Source organism: Cohnella sp. GCM10020058, assembly GCF_042683485.1.
Lineage (GTDB): Bacteria > Bacillota > Bacilli > Paenibacillales > Paenibacillaceae > Cohnella.
Genome location: NZ_JBHUJV010000001.1, coordinates 831,631 through 847,899, shown reverse-complemented (window position 1 = coordinate 847,899; position 16,269 = coordinate 831,631). Strand labels below are relative to the sequence as shown.

Annotated in this window: 16 protein-coding genes; 5 read left to right on the top strand and 11 right to left on the bottom strand. The window is 56.9% G+C overall.

The features are described 5' to 3' along the window. Positions 1 to 484 precede the first annotated feature (484 nt). Positions 485 to 1,324, top strand: a complete 840-nt coding sequence (locus ACFSR7_RS03335; protein ID WP_378159047.1) for a sugar phosphate isomerase/epimerase family protein — start codon at positions 485 to 487, stop codon at positions 1,322 to 1,324. 61 nt (positions 1,325 to 1,385) lie between these two features. On the opposite strand, the gene ACFSR7_RS03330 is transcribed toward ACFSR7_RS03335, so the two are convergent. The 4 genes from ACFSR7_RS03330 to ACFSR7_RS03315 all read right to left on the bottom strand — a co-directional run bounded on the left by ACFSR7_RS03330 (position 1,386) and on the right by ACFSR7_RS03315 (position 4,875). Continuing rightward, positions 1,386 to 1,868, bottom strand: coding sequence for a C40 family peptidase (locus tag ACFSR7_RS03330; protein WP_378159046.1), 483 nt, complete (start codon positions 1,866 to 1,868; stop codon positions 1,386 to 1,388). Positions 1,869 to 2,058: 190 nt separating this feature from the next. Next, on the bottom strand, positions 2,059 to 2,580 hold the full coding sequence (locus ACFSR7_RS03325) for a WGxxGxxG family protein (protein WP_378159071.1): 522 nt from the start codon (positions 2,578 to 2,580) through the stop codon (positions 2,059 to 2,061). A 151-nt stretch (positions 2,581 to 2,731) separates the two neighbouring features. After that, complete coding sequence (locus tag ACFSR7_RS03320; RefSeq protein WP_378159045.1) at positions 2,732 to 3,841, bottom strand: stalk domain-containing protein; 1,110 nt, start codon at positions 3,839 to 3,841, stop codon at positions 2,732 to 2,734. A gap of 77 nt (positions 3,842 to 3,918) precedes the next feature. Beyond that, on the bottom strand, positions 3,919 to 4,875 hold the full coding sequence (locus ACFSR7_RS03315) for a 3'-5' exoribonuclease YhaM family protein (RefSeq protein WP_378159044.1): 957 nt from the start codon (positions 4,873 to 4,875) through the stop codon (positions 3,919 to 3,921). Between the two features lie 200 nt (positions 4,876 to 5,075). Between ACFSR7_RS03315 and ACFSR7_RS03310 the strand changes: the two genes are divergently transcribed. Then, positions 5,076 to 5,294 carry a DUF2188 domain-containing protein gene (locus ACFSR7_RS03310; RefSeq protein WP_378124483.1) on the top strand — a complete coding sequence of 73 codons (219 nt, stop codon included), beginning with the start codon at positions 5,076 to 5,078 and terminating at the stop codon, positions 5,292 to 5,294. A gap of 156 nt (positions 5,295 to 5,450) precedes the next feature. Here the strand turns inward: ACFSR7_RS03310 and htpG are convergent, their stop codons facing one another. The 7 genes from htpG to ACFSR7_RS03275 all read right to left on the bottom strand — a co-directional run bounded on the left by htpG (position 5,451) and on the right by ACFSR7_RS03275 (position 13,094). Then, complete coding sequence (gene htpG / locus ACFSR7_RS03305) at positions 5,451 to 7,331, bottom strand: molecular chaperone HtpG (protein WP_378159043.1); 1,881 nt, start codon at positions 7,329 to 7,331, stop codon at positions 5,451 to 5,453. Positions 7,332 to 7,456: 125 nt separating this feature from the next. Then, complete coding sequence (locus ACFSR7_RS03300; protein ID WP_378159042.1) at positions 7,457 to 7,702, bottom strand: Uma2 family endonuclease; 246 nt, start codon at positions 7,700 to 7,702, stop codon at positions 7,457 to 7,459. Positions 7,703 to 7,731: 29 nt separating this feature from the next. Beyond that, entirely contained in the window at positions 7,732 to 8,052 is a 321-nt protein-coding gene (locus tag ACFSR7_RS03295) for a hypothetical protein (RefSeq protein ID WP_378159041.1), read from the bottom strand. A gap of 179 nt (positions 8,053 to 8,231) precedes the next feature. After that, the gene (gene gntK, locus ACFSR7_RS03290; RefSeq protein ID WP_378159040.1) at positions 8,232 to 9,779 is read right to left on the bottom strand and encodes a gluconokinase; all 1,548 of its coding nucleotides are present in this window, start codon (positions 9,777 to 9,779) and stop codon (positions 8,232 to 8,234) included. Between the two features lie 59 nt (positions 9,780 to 9,838). Next, positions 9,839 to 11,200 (bottom strand): GntT/GntP/DsdX family permease, encoded by a 1,362-nt coding sequence (locus ACFSR7_RS03285; RefSeq protein WP_378159039.1) that lies wholly within the window; start codon positions 11,198 to 11,200, stop codon positions 9,839 to 9,841. Between the two features lie 161 nt (positions 11,201 to 11,361). After that, on the bottom strand, positions 11,362 to 12,036 hold the full coding sequence (locus ACFSR7_RS03280; protein ID WP_378159038.1) for a GntR family transcriptional regulator: 675 nt from the start codon (positions 12,034 to 12,036) through the stop codon (positions 11,362 to 11,364). Positions 12,037 to 12,188: 152 nt separating this feature from the next. Continuing rightward, on the bottom strand, positions 12,189 to 13,094 hold the full coding sequence (locus ACFSR7_RS03275; protein WP_378159037.1) for an AraC family transcriptional regulator: 906 nt from the start codon (positions 13,092 to 13,094) through the stop codon (positions 12,189 to 12,191). Positions 13,095 to 13,245: 151 nt separating this feature from the next. Between ACFSR7_RS03275 and ACFSR7_RS03270 the strand changes: the two genes are divergently transcribed. From ACFSR7_RS03270 to ACFSR7_RS03260, 3 genes are all read left to right on the top strand, one after another. Next, complete coding sequence (locus ACFSR7_RS03270; RefSeq protein ID WP_378159036.1) at positions 13,246 to 14,091, top strand: sugar phosphate isomerase/epimerase family protein; 846 nt, start codon at positions 13,246 to 13,248, stop codon at positions 14,089 to 14,091. A 4-nt stretch (positions 14,092 to 14,095) separates the two neighbouring features. Then, a complete protein-coding gene (locus tag ACFSR7_RS03265) occupies positions 14,096 to 15,106 on the top strand; it encodes a Gfo/Idh/MocA family protein (protein ID WP_378159035.1) in 1,011 nt (336 codons plus the stop codon). A 262-nt stretch (positions 15,107 to 15,368) separates the two neighbouring features. Then, positions 15,369 to 15,941: a hypothetical protein gene (locus ACFSR7_RS03260; RefSeq protein WP_378159034.1), complete on the top strand. Its 573-nt coding sequence runs from the start codon at positions 15,369 to 15,371 to the stop codon at positions 15,939 to 15,941. The last annotated feature ends 328 nt before the right edge of the window (positions 15,942 to 16,269 follow it).

Here is a 16,269-nt window from a genome sequence, read left to right as displayed (position 1 = left end):
TCGTCCTGAGCCAGGATCAAACTCTCCATAAAGGGTAGTTCGACTTGCTCATGATAAAGCTGGTATAACTTTTGCTTCCGCCTCGAAAGGCTTCAGCGTCCGTTTGTTTTAACGCTCGATGTTCAGTTTTCAAGGAGCAATCTTTTAAAGCTTGTCTGCTTCGTTTCCGAGGCAGGAATTAGATCTTATCATAATCTCGCAACACTTGCAACACCTTTTTTTAGAACCATTCGAAACTTGAAATATGTATTCAATTATTCCGAACCGTTTTCACCGGGCGTTGCAAAAGGCACAAGAAGTAATTTAACACATCCACGCTCCACTACGCAACCCCTTTTTCAAAAAAACTTTCCGTCCGGCGAACAGACCATGAACGCGTAAGGATTGAGCAAATATCGCCATAGCCCTCCCTCCGTTGGGTGCTATGCTGAGATCATAGCCAGTCCTACCTTCTTATATATGAAGAAAGCGAGGCGAGGAGCTTTTGTCCTACCTATCGTTAAGCACCTGGAGCTTGCATCGGCTGCTCGGTCCGCTCCGGTGGACAGCCTGGGATGCCGTCGGGGAACGTCATATCGTAAACGAACAAGACCAGCCTCAAGCGCTCACGCTGCTGCAATTGCCTGCCGAAGCCGCAAGAAGAGGCTATTCGGCTATCGAGATCTGCCACTTTCATTTTCCGCGCACGGATCCGGCTTACTTGAACGAGCTGCGGGAGGCTTTCCGCTCCGCGGGCGTTCGCTTCGATACGCTGCTGCTGGACTATGGAGACCTGACGTCCAAGGATTCGAAAAGGCTTTCTGAGGATTTGGCGTTTATGCGACGTTGGATCGACGCGGCGGCGCTCTGTGGGGCCGGGCAAATACGAATCGTCGCCGGCGAGGCCGACGGATCCGACGATGCGGCATTGGCGCAGTCCGCCAACCACTTGCGTAAATTGGCTGCCTATGCAAAAGGAAAACACGTCACCATCGTAACCGAGAATTTTAAAGCATTGACCGCTACCGGCGATCGCTGCCGCGAACTCAAGACATTAACCGAGCCCGATGTTCGCTGGATTACGGACTTCGGCAATTTCTCGGGCACGCACAAGTACGACGAGTTAGACATGCTCCTCCCGCACAGCGTGTCCGTGCATGCAAAGGCCCAATATGACGATCAAGGCTTGCCTGATCGCCCGGAATTCGAGCTGTGCCTGGATCGAGCGATCGGGAGCGGCTTCGACGGCGCGTATGTATTGATCTATGATGGCCCTGGCGATATGTGGGAAGGACTGGCGCGGATCAAGACAATCGTCGATGCTCGTCTCAAAGAAGCGCAATGAAAAGTTTAAGCGCAATAAAAAGTTGCCCCGCATGCTCGGCATGCGGGGCTGTTAGGCAATACTATAATAAAACGCGTTTGGCGGTCACGTACCTTTCCTTCCAATAGGCGCTGTTCATGCTGGATACGGTGACCCCTTGGCTTGTGCTGGCATGAAGGATCTTGCCGTCTCCGGCGTAAATGGCGACGTGCCCGATCCAGTTATTCGAGGAGCTGAAGAAGACGAGATCGCCGACGCTCAGCGAAGCCTTCGCTACCTTGGTGCCCTTGGAGGCCATGGCTGCAGCCGTACGGGGCAGCGTCGTGCCTTCTTTTCCGAAAATATATTGTACGAACGACGAGCAATCGAATGCGGAAGTCAAGCCGCTGGCGGCACCATACAGATAAGGCGTGCCTATGTATTCCTTGCCGAACGAGAGCAATGCGAGCGATTCTTCGGTTGCTGCAGAAGCCTTGGAAGTTCCCAGTGCGGACGCGCCTCCGAAAAACAATCCGGCGGCAAGGACGGTAGCGACGACAGGTTTGACCAGCTTGCGAACGTTCATAGGTTAAGATCCTCCGTGCAATCGTAAGTTATTCTTGCTTGGGATTGATCTTAACACATCTGAATCACCCTCTTTTTCCCAAAAAGAAAGCAAATCCGCAGGCAAAGCCGCTTTAACGCCTATTGTTAAAATAGCCTGAGAAAACGTTAATGATAAAAACCGCCGGGAAAATCTCCCGGCGGTTCGTTGTTTAACGTCGGTCATCGCTCGTGTGACGGGAACGCATGCCTGCAAGACCGAGCAAGCCCAGCAAGCCGAGCCAGCCCCAGTTCGATCCGCGACGCGTCTCCGTGGTAGCCTTAGCTCTGTAGGTACCGTCCATCGACCGTGTGTGGTAAGTGCCGCCCGTAGTAGGCGTATTATAGCCAGTATAGCTGCGGGCGTTATACGTGCTCGAAGTCGTGCCGGTACCGGAGTAAGGACTGACCGTCCCCGTCGAATACGAACGGTAACCGCCCATCGTACCGCCGGTGCCCATGCCCGAAACGCCCGTATCGCCCGTGCCATACATGCCGGTCGTGCCATGCGTGCCATAGGTTCCAAGCGTGCCGTGCGTAGTACCGTAGGTTCCTGCCGTACCGGTCATCCCGTATGCCGTCGGAGTCGGCGAAGGGCTCGGTACTGCCGTCGAATACGAATTGGCGTAGGCCGGAACGGCCAACATCATGGACAAGCACGTGCAGGCTGCTGCTTTGCGAAGCGTCGATTTCAAGATGTGTTCCTCCTCGGGAATGGGATTGACAAGTCCAAGCGCGAATGCCCTTGTAATGTCCCTCGCATTGCCCGTGCGCATACCGTGAGAAAACTGCCATTCCGCTCAATCGAGCCCTGCTTATGCAGCATGTCACAAAAAAGTGCCGAAGTTATTTGAACGCGCTTAGCGGCACCGCAAATTCCGGCATGCCGGCAGCGTACGGCGTATATTCGTATTGCTCGAAGTAGACGACGACGGCTCCGTTTTTCATGAAGAACGGTCGGTCGGCTTCAATCGTTTTAAAGGGCGCCAGCAGTTCCAGCTTCCGTTCTTTGATCTGAGCCTGGATCGCGCGATTAATGATCGAGACGTAGTCTGCGCTGCCGCCTGCGACATCTTTAAGCGTAAGCAAATTCCCCGTTTTCAGATCGAACGTATAAGGCACGCGTTCCGTCCCGCCGTGCGCTCCGCCCAAATAAACATAATAATCGGCGTACAAGCTAAGCAGACCGGCTGATTTCTGAGCAATTGTATAAATTCCCTCATACTCGACTGGCGGGATGCTCGTATCCGGGTAGCTCTTCTCGGCATCCGCGTTGTCTTTTGCCGCTTTTTCAAGCGTTTGGCGGCCGGTTGCCGCGTATTTTTCGGCATCGGCCTTCAGTTTGGCGTTTATTTTTGCTTGCGCTTCCTTATTTTCCAGGCCGGAGAATACTGGATAGGAAACCGCCAGCGACAGCTTGGTCGCCGTATGCGTCAGTTGCTCCGTTTTCCAGGTCAGGCTGTTCTCTGCAATCGATGCAATGGAAACCGTCTTGGAGGAAGCGTCGTAGCCGATGCTGTATCCGAAGCTCTCGAGAACGAACCGCAGCGGCACGAAGGTCGATCCCGCCTGAATATAAGCAGGAGAGGCGTACAGGCGCTCTCCGTTGAGCCGATATTCCGATGCGGGCGTCAGTTGCATCGTACGGCCGCGTCCGGTCAACGTCGTCACCTTCGTCTTCGGATCCCACGACGTGGCGATGCCGAGCTGGTCGTTCAGCGAACGTAGACCGATGTAGGATTCTCCATTCACGAGCGCCGCCGGCAAATATACTTTTTTGCCGGCGATCGCGAACGGTCGGGCCGAAACTTGAAGCTGCGTCTGGGACGCGGCAGCGTCGGCCCGTGCAGTCCCGTCAACGCCCGAAAATCCGGCGACCGCCAACGTTGCGGCTAGCGCGGCGATTTTTGCCCGGCGCAGTATATAGGAATGGGATGCTTTGCGAGTCATAGCCATAATTGCGGCCTCCTCAAGTTAATTTTTGTATATCTCAAGGCCTTTACCCCATATTGCGCTTTAAAGATCAGGTCCGGTCAAAAAGCCGTCCGGTAGAGCGCCTTGTTCTCCAAGCCCCTGATCATCGGCGTCCAGGACTCACCTTCGGGAATCGCGCCCAGCGCATCCTCCGCCATTTGCAATTTGGCATCGAGCGAATCGATAAAGTGCAGCGCGATCGCTTCGGCCGTCTGCGGTTGAACAGGGCTGCCCCATTCGCCGAGATTATGGTGCGAAAGAATTAAGTGCTGCAGGGCGACGACCTTGGCCGAATCGGCCGGAATGCCAAGCTTGAGCGCCGCCTCGGTCACCCAGGTCGAAGCGAGGGCGATATGTCCGATCAGTCTGCCTTGCAGGCTGTATTCGGAGACGATGCCGAGGCTTGCGGTCAGCTCCTCGGTCTTGGCGATATCGTGCAGCAAAATGCCTGCGCGGAGCAGATCGGCGTTCAGGAACGGACGCTGGCGGCAAATGAACTCCCCGATCTCAAGCATACGGACGGTATGGTAGGCCAAGCCCGAATAATAGTTGTGATGATGGGTCTTGGCCGCGGGATAATGAGATAATTTGTCTCCTACCTTCGCCAAGCAGTAGTCGACGAGTCCGCGCAGCTCTGCATCTGCGATCTCGGAGGCTGTCCGCTCAATCGTATGCACCAGATCGACGGCGGCGATCGGCGCGGCCTTGATGAAGTCGGCGATCGCGACGCCGTCTTGTTCGACCGCCAGACGAATCCGATTGATCTTGATCTGCAGCTTCTCCCGGTAGAGCTGGACGACGCCCTGCACCTTGACCAGGCCCATCGGCGCGAAAAGGCTCTTCTCTGCGGGGGAGACATCCCAATACTTGGCCGGCAGTTGGCCGGAAGCGTCGCAAAGCACGATATCGAAGTAGTCCTTGGCCGGCGTTCCGTTCGTCTGCTTGACTTCGAATTCGCGCAGCAGATAGAAGCCGACGAACTCGTTTCCGCTGTTCATTTCCCTAATTAACGTCACGTTGGCATCCCTGCTTTCCTTCTCTTGCAGACAGTATATCAGAATCGCCTGAACCCTACTAGGAACTGGAAATGACGCTTTTTTCACGCGCAATCTATTTTATAGACGATGCGGCGACGCAAAAAGTTGACGGCAATCGCAATGTTTGGAGAAACCCGGCGTTGGCTAATGAATAATAGAAGGAAAGGAGTTGAAAGGCTATGCCAAATCAACATGTGGTGCCTCACGAAAAAGGCTGGGCGGTGCGCGGCGAAGGCTCGAGCCGGGCGGAGGTTGTAACGGAAACGAAGCAGGAGGCGGTCGAGGCGGCGCGCAGGCTGGCGCAGGCGCAGCGTTCCGAGCTTGTCATTCACGGCAAGGACGGCCGTATCCAGACCAAGGACAGTCACGGTCACGACCCTTACCCGCCTAAGGGCTGAACGAGCGGCCCTCCGTCCTCATGCTTGAAAGGAAAACGAGTCTGAACTTAATATCCCGCGTTATTTGCGGCAAAAAGAAAAGCGGGACGAGGCAGATCTAGCGATCTGCTGTCGTCCCGCTTTTGCGGAGCGAATCCCTATGCGGTTGCGTTGCCGTTATACCATGACCTTGCAAATATCGTTGGTGAACTCGACCGGATCCTCAATCGGCAGCCCTTCGATGAGCAGTGCCTGATTGTACAGCAGCGCCGTATAAAGGCCGAGCTTCTCCTTGTCGGATTCGAACGCGCTCTTGAGCGACTTGAATACATCGTGGTGCGTGTTGATCTCGAGCACCTTGTCCGCCTTGACGTCCGGATTGTTCGGCATCATGCGCAGCACTTTTTCCATCTCGATCGTCACTTCGCCCTCGGTGGACAGACAGACCGGATGCGAACGCAGACGCTTGGATGCCTTGACGCTCTTAACCTTGTCGCCGAGCAGCTCCTTCATCGCGCCGAACAGCCCTTCGTTCTCCTGCTGCTCCTGCTGCGCTTCCTTGGCCTCGTCTTCGGTCTCGATGCCGAGATCCCCGCTCGACACGCTGCGGAACTCCTTGTCCTTGTACTTCAAGATCATCTTGATCGCAAACTCGTCGATATCGTCGGTGAAATAGAGAATCTCATAGCCCTTGTCCGCGACCAGCTCGGTCTGCGGCAGCTTCGCGATGCGCTCGTTCGAATCGCCGGTCGCATAGTAGATGTACTTTTGATCTTCCGGCATCCGGGATACGTAATCTTCGAGGCTGACCAGCTTCTTTTCCTTGGAGGAGTGGAACATCAGCAGATCCTGCAGCGTATCCTTGTGCATGCCGTAGTCGCTGTAGACGCCGTACTTCAACTGACGACCGAACGCCTGGTAGAACTTTTCGTACTTCTCCCGGTCGTCCCGCTGCAAGCGAGTCAGCTCGCCCTTGATCTTGCTCTCGATGTTCTTGGCGATCAGCTTGAGCTGGCGGTCGTGCTGCAGCATCTCGCGGGAAATGTTGAGCGACAGACTCTCGGAGTCAACCATGCCCTTCACGAAGCTGAAGTAATCGGGGAGCAGGTCTGCGCACTTGTTCATGATCAGGACGCCGTTCGCGTACAGCTCGAGTCCCTTTTCGTATTCCTTGGAATAATAATCGAACGGCATGCTCTCGGGAATGTACAGGATCGCCTGGTACACGATCGCGCCGTCCGCGCTGATATGGATATGCTTGAGCGGCTTGTCGAAGCCGTAATGCTTCTCGTTGTAAAAATTCTCGTAGTCCTCGTCCTTCAGCTCGCTCTTGTTTTTGCGCCAGATCGGCACCATGCTGTTGACGCGCTCTTCCTCGGTATACGACTCGTATTCGTTCTCCGTGCCTTCCTTGAGGCGGCTCTTGGAGGCGTTCATCTTGATCGGATAACGAATGAAGTCGGAGTATTTCTTGATAATGGTACGAAGGCGGTACTCCTCGAGGTACTCGTCATAGTTGTCGTCCTCGGTGTTGTCCTTGATCTTGAGCGTAATCTCGGTGCCGATCTCGTCCTTGCTCGCAGGCTCGATCGTATAGCCTTCGGCGCCGTCGGATTCCCACTTGTAAGCGGTGTCGCTGCCAAGCGCGCGGCTCACGACCGTAACATTGTCCGCGACCATAAACGCGGAATAGAAGCCGACGCCGAACTGGCCGATGATGTCGTGGCCTTCCTTGGACTCGTTCTCCTGCTTGAAAGCAAGCGAGCCGCTCTTGGCGATGACGCCCAGATGCGTCTCCAGCTCTTCGCGGGTCATGCCGATCCCCGTGTCGCGGAGGATCAGCGTGCGCGCGGCCTTGTCCGGAATGACTTGAATATAATAGTCGTCTTTGTTGAACACGAGCTTGTCGTCGGTAAGCGCCTTGTAATAGATCTTGTCGATGGCGTCGCTCGCGTTCGAGATCAGCTCCCGCAGGAAGATCTCCTTCTGCGTGTAAATGGAGTTGATCATCATCTCCAGCAGCCGCTTGGATTCGGCCTGGAACGGTTTCTTTTCCATCGCTCTACTCTCTCCTTCAATCCTGCGCGTAGTGTTAGCACTCTCTCGCAGGGAGTGCTATTTTCCTTCTTTTTTATAACACTGGATTCTCGGTAAAGTCAATACGAAGCCCGTCTTTCGTCTATTTAAATGTCAGCAAAAACGTCGACGAACAGCGTGCCTGCTTTGAACGAAACGCAGGGCAGCCTGTCCGAGACGACAAGCTCGTCCTCCGCGAATAAATCGACGATCTCGTAAACGCCGACGTCTCGCAAAATATATCGCTCGAGCGTTCGCGTGCCGATATCGACGACCCAATACTCCGGAACGCCATGCTTCGCATAAATCCTGCTCTTCTTTACCCTGTCCCGATGTCTGGAGGAAGGAGACAACACCTCGACAGCAAGATCAGGAGCCCCCTCTATGCCCCGACGTGAAACGATATCAATCGACTGCGGTGGATGAGCACCAGATCCGGCTTGACGACGTTCTCCGGGCTGAGGACGACATCGATCGGGGCAGTCAGAACCAGATATTCCGAATTGCAGCTTTGCTTCAGCAGATAAGCCGCCTCAATCGAGACGGACTGGTGCGAAGCGTTCGGCCCCGGAAACATCAGCTCGAGCACGCCGTCAAGAACCTCATAGCGATAAACATCGTCAGCCAGTTCTGCATATTTATCGTAATTGAAATTTTCCTCGCGCACATAAAGGGGCGTCTTCTTCGCGCCTTCGTCCGTCATCTCAACCGTCTCCTCTCTCCAGCTCAATAAAAAACACCTCGGCCAAGCAACACGCGTGTGTTGAGCTTTGGCGAGGTGCTTCCCCGTGCGGCCGCCGGCCGTCTTTTCTTCCATTATGCGCAGCCGGCGACGGCCTGTCAATCTCCGGCGAGCTCGCGCTGGAAAGCTGCAATGGCCTGTCAATCTCCGGCGAGCTCGCGCTGGAAAGCTGCAATGGCCCGGTATTCGTCCTTCAGGCTACGCGAGACGCCGATAAAAATCGGCAGCAGCTTGTGATAAACGGCGGCATGCGCCGGATTAGGCACATGCCGGTGCGTGGCGCCGACCATGCCGGCCGCCACGTTCAGCGAGCCGATCCGTCCGGTCGCGTACAATCCGAGTACTGCCGCGCCCAGGCAAGAGCTCTCGAAGCTCTCCGGCACGATCAGCTCCTGGTCGAAAATGTCCGCCATCATCTGGCGCCACAGCGCCGACCGCGCGAATCCGCCCGTCGCATGGATGCGGCGGGGACGCCCGATGCGTTCTTCCACGGCGAGCAATACGGTATATAAGTTAAAAATGACGCCTTCGAGTACGGCGCGCAGCATATGCTCCTTGCCGTGATGCAGCGTCAGGCCGAAAAAAGAGCCTCGCGCGTTGGCATCCCACAACGGGGAACGCTCTCCGGTCATATAAGGATGGAAAAGGAGACCTTCGCTGCCCGGCGGCACCTTGGCCGCGATATCCATGAGCAGGTCGTTCGGATCCATCTTAAGCCGCTTGGCGGTCTCGGATACGGAAGATCCGAACTCCTCCCTTGCCCAGCGCAGCAGGACGCCGCCATTGTTGACCGGACCGCCGATCACCCAGTGATGCTCGGTGAGCGCATAGCAGAACGTGCGTCCCTTCGGATCTACCGCCGGACGGTCGGTCACGGTCCGGATCGCGCCGCTCGTGCCGATCGTCGCGGCCACGACGCCTGGCTCGATTGCGCCGACGCCAAGATTAGACAGCACGCCGTCGCTGGCTCCGACGATAAACGGCGTGTCCGCCGCAAGCCGCGTCTCGCGGACGTACGCGTCGTTCAAGCCGGCAAGCTGATGCGTCGTAGGCACGAGCCGAGACAGCCGATCCGCGGTCACGCCCGCCGTCGCAAGCGCTTCTTCGTCCCAATCCAGCCGCTCCAAGTTCATCAGTCCGGTCGCAGACGCGATCGAATGGTCGACGACGAACTCGCCGAACAGCTTGGCAAATACGTACTCCTTGATCGAAATGAACCGGCGCGCGGTCCGGAACAGCTCGCTCTGCGATTCGCCCAGCCACATCAGCTTGGCGAGCGGGGACATCGGATGAATCGGCGTGCCCGTCCGCAGGTAAATGGCATGGCCCGTTCCGTCCTCACGCAGACGCTCCGCCCATGCGGCGCTGCGGTTGTCGCCCCACGTAATGCTCCGGGTGAGAGGCCGGCCCTCCCCGTCAACGGCGATCAGGCTGTGCATCGCCGAGCTGAAGGACACGAACAGCACGCGCTTTGGATCGACGGCGCTCTTGTCCATCACGCTCCCGAGCGTCTGAAGCACGGCCCGGAAAATCTCGTCCGGATCCTGTTCGGCCACGACAGGCGAAGGCGTATATAGCGGATACTCCACCGTCTCCTGCGTCACGACCCTGCCGTTCTCCTCGAACAGCACGGACTTCGTGCTGGTGGTTCCGATATCGACGCCGATCATGTACATGGAGGCATGCATGGCTCAACCTTCTTTCCCTACATTAATAAAATACGGCGGATGAAATCAGGCGGGTCATTCTAAACAAAGACGCTGACCGCCATAATAAGCGCAAGCGCAAAGACGGACAGCAGCGTCTCCATCACTGTCCAGGACTTCAGCGTCTGCGGGACCGACATGTTGAAAAATTCCTTGACCATCCAAAATCCGGCGTCGTTGACGTGGGACAACACGAGCGAGCCCGCTCCCGTAGCGAGCACGGTCAGCTCGACGCTTGCGCCCGGGCTTAACGCCAGCACCGGGGCGACGATACCGGCAGCCGTCGTCATGGCGACGGTCGCCGAGCCGGTCGCCACGCGGATCAGCGCCGCGACCAGCCAGGCGAACAGCAGAACGTTCACGTTCGCCTGCGTGGCGATGGCTGCGATCGCGTCGCCTACGCCGCTGTTGATCAGCACCTGCTTGAAGGCGCCGCCACCGCCGATGATCAGAATGATGGAAGCCGTAGGCGCCAGGCATTCATGCGTAAAACGGGAAATATCGGTTTTAGTAAAGCCCCTGGCAAAGCCGAGCGAGAATAGCGAAAATACGACCGCGATCAGCAGTGCGACGACCTCATTGCCGATAAACGCGCAAAAGCGCGTCACCGGGCTGACCGCACGCGGGTCGGCGATGCTCGCGATCGAACCCGCCAGCATTAGAATAACAGGCAGTAGAATGGTAAACAATGTAATGCCGAATCCAGGCAGGTCGCCCCTCTCCCGCGAGCTGAACTGCTTGGCGAGATTTTCCGGCGGCGAGACGACGATTCGCTTGCCGATCCATTTTCCGAACAGCGGTCCGGCTATGATCGCCGTGGGCAGCCCGATGATGAGCGAATATAGGATGGTCCTGCCCAGGTCCGCTTGGAAAGCGTCGATCGCAATCATCGGCGCCGGATGCGGCGGCACGAGTCCGTGCACCGTCGACAAGCCGGCCAGCACGGGAATCCCGATCTGCAGGAGCGGCATCTTGACCTTGCGCGCGACGATGAACACGATCGGAATAAGCAAAATGACGCCGACCTCGAAAAATACGGGAATGCCCACGATAAAACCGACGATCATCATCGCCCAGTGGACCCGCTTTTCGCCGAACCGGTCGATCATCGTCGTCGCGATGCGTTCGGCCCCGCCCGACTCGGCCATCATCTTGCCCAGCATCGTGCCCAGCCCGATGACGATGGCGATCGTGCCTAGTGTGCCTCCAAGACCGCCGGTCACCGACTTGATCAGTGCCTGGCTGTCCATGCCTGCCAGAAAACCGAGCAGCAGCGCCGAGAGCAGCAGCGTGACGAACGGGTTCCATTTGAACTTGGCGATCATAACGACCAAAAACACGATCGCGAGCAGCGCCCAGACGAGCAGTGTCGCGTTATGTCCCATACCGAATAGCTGGTCCAAAATCCAAACCTCCGTTACTCTAATCGTTTGTGCGGATCCTTTTCTAAAATTGGTATACCCCGCACACACGTATACTAGTCGACAAGTTTAATCGAAAGAAAAGCTTCAACAACCCGGACCGTCATACGATTGCGCGTAAGCTTTTGAAGCCATTCGCATGATTAGGACCACGTATTGCGAAGCGTCTGGCGCGAGTCTGAGAAATAGGATCGTACGACGTCCGCAATGCGTGCCTCGTCACCGGATTCGAGGGCGTCCGCAATGGCCTCGTGCTTGGCCACGACACGTTTGAGCCGATCCGGACCGCCTCCGAAAACCTTTTCTGTCGTCAACAGCATGACGGCGAGTACGACATAACGGATGCTGTCCCACAATCGCGCGATTCGAGCGTGCCCGCAAGCCGAGATCAATCCGTCGTGAAATTGGAAATCAAGCCACGCAAACTCGGCGATATCCGCATACTTGGCGGCGATGCGCATGCTGTCGATGCGGTGACGCAGCGTCGCGATCAATTCGGGCGGGCAGGATGTCGCGAGACGCTGCTGCGCAAAGCTCTCAATTAGGTAACGGACGTCGTACAGCTCGGCGATATCTTGGGCGGAGAGCCCCTGAACGACCGCCCCCATCCGCTCAAGGCGAATCAAGCCTTCGTTGGATAACGCTTTCAGCGCTTCCCTGACGGGCGAGCGGCTCGTGCCGAAGTCCGCCGCGATTTTATTTTCCGAAATAACGTCGCCCTGCTTCAAGCTGCCGTCCACGATGCGCAGTCGCAGCTCGCCGGCGATCGCTTCTCCGCGAGATTGTCCTTTGAGCCAAGCGGCAGGATATTGTCGCATCGCATCCAACCTTCCTTTCACTTCCAACCTTTCTTCAGCACTTCCCAAACGGCTGATCCAACATGTTGAACCTGTTGAACCTGTCGACAAGTCGACCTGTTTATATTAACTTGCGCAAATCGTCCTGTAAATAGTCCCGCGCGGCGTCTCGCTCACAGCACTCTCGAGAGCTTGCGATATTCCCGCGGAGAGATGCCTTCGCCGGCTGTAAAGACGCGGCTGAAATAGTGCAGGTCCGGGTAACCGATCCTCGCTCCGACGGTCTCGACCGACCAGTCCGTCTCCCTGAGCAGCCTGCGGGCTTCGCGCAGACGGATCGACTGGATCATGCGCCCGGGAGGCATGCCGGCGACCTGCTTGAACAGCTTGGACGCATAATCCTCGCTGACCTTGAGCTCGCGTGCGACGCGCTCGGCGCTCCACGATGCGCCCGGTTCCCGCTCCATCGCTTCAACCATTTTGCGGATACGCTCCCGATGCACGGAATCGCTCCCGTCAGAAGCTTCGTCGCCCGTCCGGAGCAGCATCGCGAGAATGCCAAGCATGAGAGACTTGCAAACGAGTTCGTAGCCGGTTCGCCGCATCGTAAATTCGCCGACGAGCCGATCCATGAGTTGAAAGCATTCGGGCCCGCACGCGTACACGGCCCGCGACGACAGCGCGTCAAGATCCGGCGCGATCGGTTCCTCCGCGAATTTATCCAAATCCGGCTTCGCGTCAAGGTCAAACGATACCATGTCGCTCTCCGTCAATATCCGAAGCTGTCCGTCAAAATCGAAGTGGATGCCGAGCAACGTCGCGCCGTTCGCGGAAACGATCGCATTGCGGTGCGGCACACCGGACGGGAGCACGACAGCCTCGCCTTCTCCGATCGTGTAGCGCGCGCCGCGCATATCGGTCGCCAGCTTTCCCTTGCATACGCAGATCAACTCGAAATCATAAATATACCGCTCGGGCAGCGTGCCGGGCGGGAGCTTTTGATACTGCGCATAATGGACGGTCGGCGACCAGTCCTTCGCCGGCAGCGCACGCTGCAGCGGGAAACGCGCAAAATCCATCCCAAGCCACTCCCTTCGTTCCCCCATTTTAACATAAGCGGTGCAGTGAGAACGGAATCGTGCAAGTTTTAGCTTTCTTCTCTAAATGAACGCGGCTGCGCCTTCCTTATAATGAAGACAAATAAAACGCTTGCCAAGGAGGACTTCCCCGATGAAAAAAGGCATTAATATCTGGTCGTTCGGCGACGGCGTCTCCATCAAAGACGCGATCGCGACGGCCAAGGACGCAGGCTTCGACGGTATCGAATTGGCGCTGAACGAGACCGGCGAGCTCGGTCTGGAAGCAACGGACAGCGAGCTGGCGGACATCAAGAGCCAGTTGGCCGATACGGGACTTGAGCTGGCCGGCCTGGCGACCGGCTTGTACTGGTCCTATGCGATGACGAGCGAGACCGAAGCGAACCGCCTCAAGGCGATCGACGTCTGCAAAAAGCAGATCGAAACCGCGGCCAAACTTGGCGCGGATGCGATCCTGGTTATCCCCGGCGCCGTCGGCGTGGATTTCATCCCCGGCAGCGAAGTCGTTCCTTATGACGTCGCTTACGACCGCGCGCTCGAAGCGATCACGAAGCTTGCCCCCGAAGCCGAAGCCGCAGGCGTATCCATCGGCATCGAGAACGTCTGGAACAAGTTCCTGCTCTCTCCGCTCGAAATGCGCGGGTTTATCGACGCGACGGGCTCCAAGAATGTCGGCTCCTACTTCGACGTGGGCAATACGGTTTACAGCGGTTATCCCGAGCACTGGATCCGCATCCTCGGCCATCGCATCAAAAAAGTTCACTTCAAGGATTATCGCAGACAAGCCGGCGGCCTGCATGGCTTCGTCGACCTGCTCGCCGGCGACGTCGACTACCCTGCGGTCGTCGCGGCGCTGCAAGAAATCGGCTATGACGGATACGTCACGGCGGAGATGATCCCGCAATACACGCACCACACCAAACAAATCATTTACAATACTTCCGGCGCGATGGACGCCATTCTGGGAAGGAAGGGCTGAACGCATGCTTAAAATCGGACTTATCGGCTTCGGCTTCATGGGAAGAATGCACTTCGACAACTATGTGCGACTGGCCGGCGAAGGCAAGCAAGTCAAAGTCGTCGCCATCTGCGACGTCGCGATCGAAACGCTGAAAAACGCCAAGGCCGGCGGCAACATGGCGACCGCGCAAGAGACGTACGACTTGTCGGGCTACGCGCTGTACGACTCGGTCGACAAGATGCTGGCAAACGAAGAGCTGGACATGATCGATATCACGCTGCCGACCACGCTGCACGCGGATCTGACTTGCGAGCTGCTCGAGAAGGGCTACCATGTATTTTGCGAAAAGCCGATGGCTCGCCGTTCGGACGAGGCGCGGCGCATGGTCGAGACGGCCGAGCGGACCGGACGCAAGCTGCAGATCGGACAATGCCTCCGCTTCTGGCCGGCGTACGAGTATCTGAAGGCGAGCGTGGAAGACGGCCGCTACGGCGCCGTTAAGGGCGGCTATTTCTATAGAGGCTCTCACGCCCCGGCCGGTTGGTTCCTGAACGGCGATCTCAGCGGCGGCGCGCTGCTCGACATGCATATTCACGACACGGACATCGTGAACTGGCTGTTCGGCAAGCCCGAGCGCGTATCCACGATCGGACGCAACGTCATTCCGGGCAGCGGCTTCGACGTCGCTTCCACGCACTACGGCTTCGCGGACGGCAAAGTCGTCAACGCCCAGGTCGACTGGACGCTCGAAGGCGACTTCGGATTCGAGATGGGCTTCCGCGTCAACTTCGACGGCGCCAACATCATCCTCGGCAAGGACGGCTTAACCGTCAATCCGAAGGACGCAGCGGGCTTCCAGCCGGAGCTGGCCGCTCACGACGGCTATTACGGGGAGCTCCTCAGCTTCACGAACGCCATCCTGAACGACGAAGCCGTCTCCGTCTGCACGCCGGAGAGCACGCTCGCCACGCTCGAGATCGTCGAGGCCGAGCAGCAATCCGCAGAACGCGGCGGCGAGTGGGTCAAGCTGTAAAACGCAAGCGTAACGAGCAACAAGCATGAGCTTGAGGACCGCACAGCGATGTGCGGTCTTTTTGCTGCGCGGCAAAAATGACTGGCGGCGGGCGCCCGATGCTGGAATGGCGGGCGTTGAGTGGAGCGATGCTGGGTTGGCGGGATGCTGGGTTGGCGGGATGTTGGGTTGGAGCGATGTTGGGTTGGAGCGATGTTGGGTTGGCGGGATGTTGAGGTGGCGGGATGTTGAGGTGGCGCTGGATGGCAGGATGCTGTAACAAGTGCGGCTTCGTTGGCCGCTGCAACAGCGGATTGCGTGGCTGCAGCTGGCAGCGGTGGCTCCAAGCGAGATTTCCACCGTTGCTGCGGCGAATGCGGCTTCGTTGGCCGCTGCAACAGCGGATTGCGTGGCTGCAGCTGGCGGCGGTGGCTCCAAGCGAGATTTCCACCGTTGCTGCGGCGAATGCGGCTTCATTGGCCGCTGCAACAGCGGATTGCGTGGCTGCAGCTGGCAGCGGTGGCTCCAAGCGAGATTTCCACCGTTGCTGCGGCGAATGCGGCTTCGTTGGCCGCTGCAACAGCGGATTGCGTGGCTGCAGCTGGCAGCGGTGGCTCCAAGCGAGAATTCCACCGTTGCTGCGGCGAATGCGGCTTCGTTGGCCGCTGCAACAGCGGATTGCACAGCCGCAGTAGCCGCAATGCCTGCAAATATACATCTTTTTCCGGCAATCGTGACCCTTTTGTACAAAATTGATGCAAAAGTGCAGGTATTTTCCTTCATCAGCGGGATTTCCGGCTTGCGCTATGAATTTACCTGCATATTAAGTCAATTTCATAATTCAAAAAGTCGCTAATTTAAACAAACTTAATCATAAGACTTGACGAATAACGTTCGGTTTTGGGCTTATTTCCGAATCTCAGAGGTTCTATTTTGTATAAAAGTTCGGATTTATTCTGGCAAAAAATGTTTATGAAATTGACTTTATTTGCAGGAATTTAACCGAGTAGCGCAAGACGGTACAAAATACATGTACAAAAAGTCAATTTCATAATTCAAACCCCTTGCTACGACTGACTTTTTTGGCGCACCAAAGAGGAGTACCTCCCCACATTCTCGAAATTAAGGTTAGCCAACCAAAACGAGAAAGAAAGGAAGTACTCCTACGATTCCAATTCGACAAG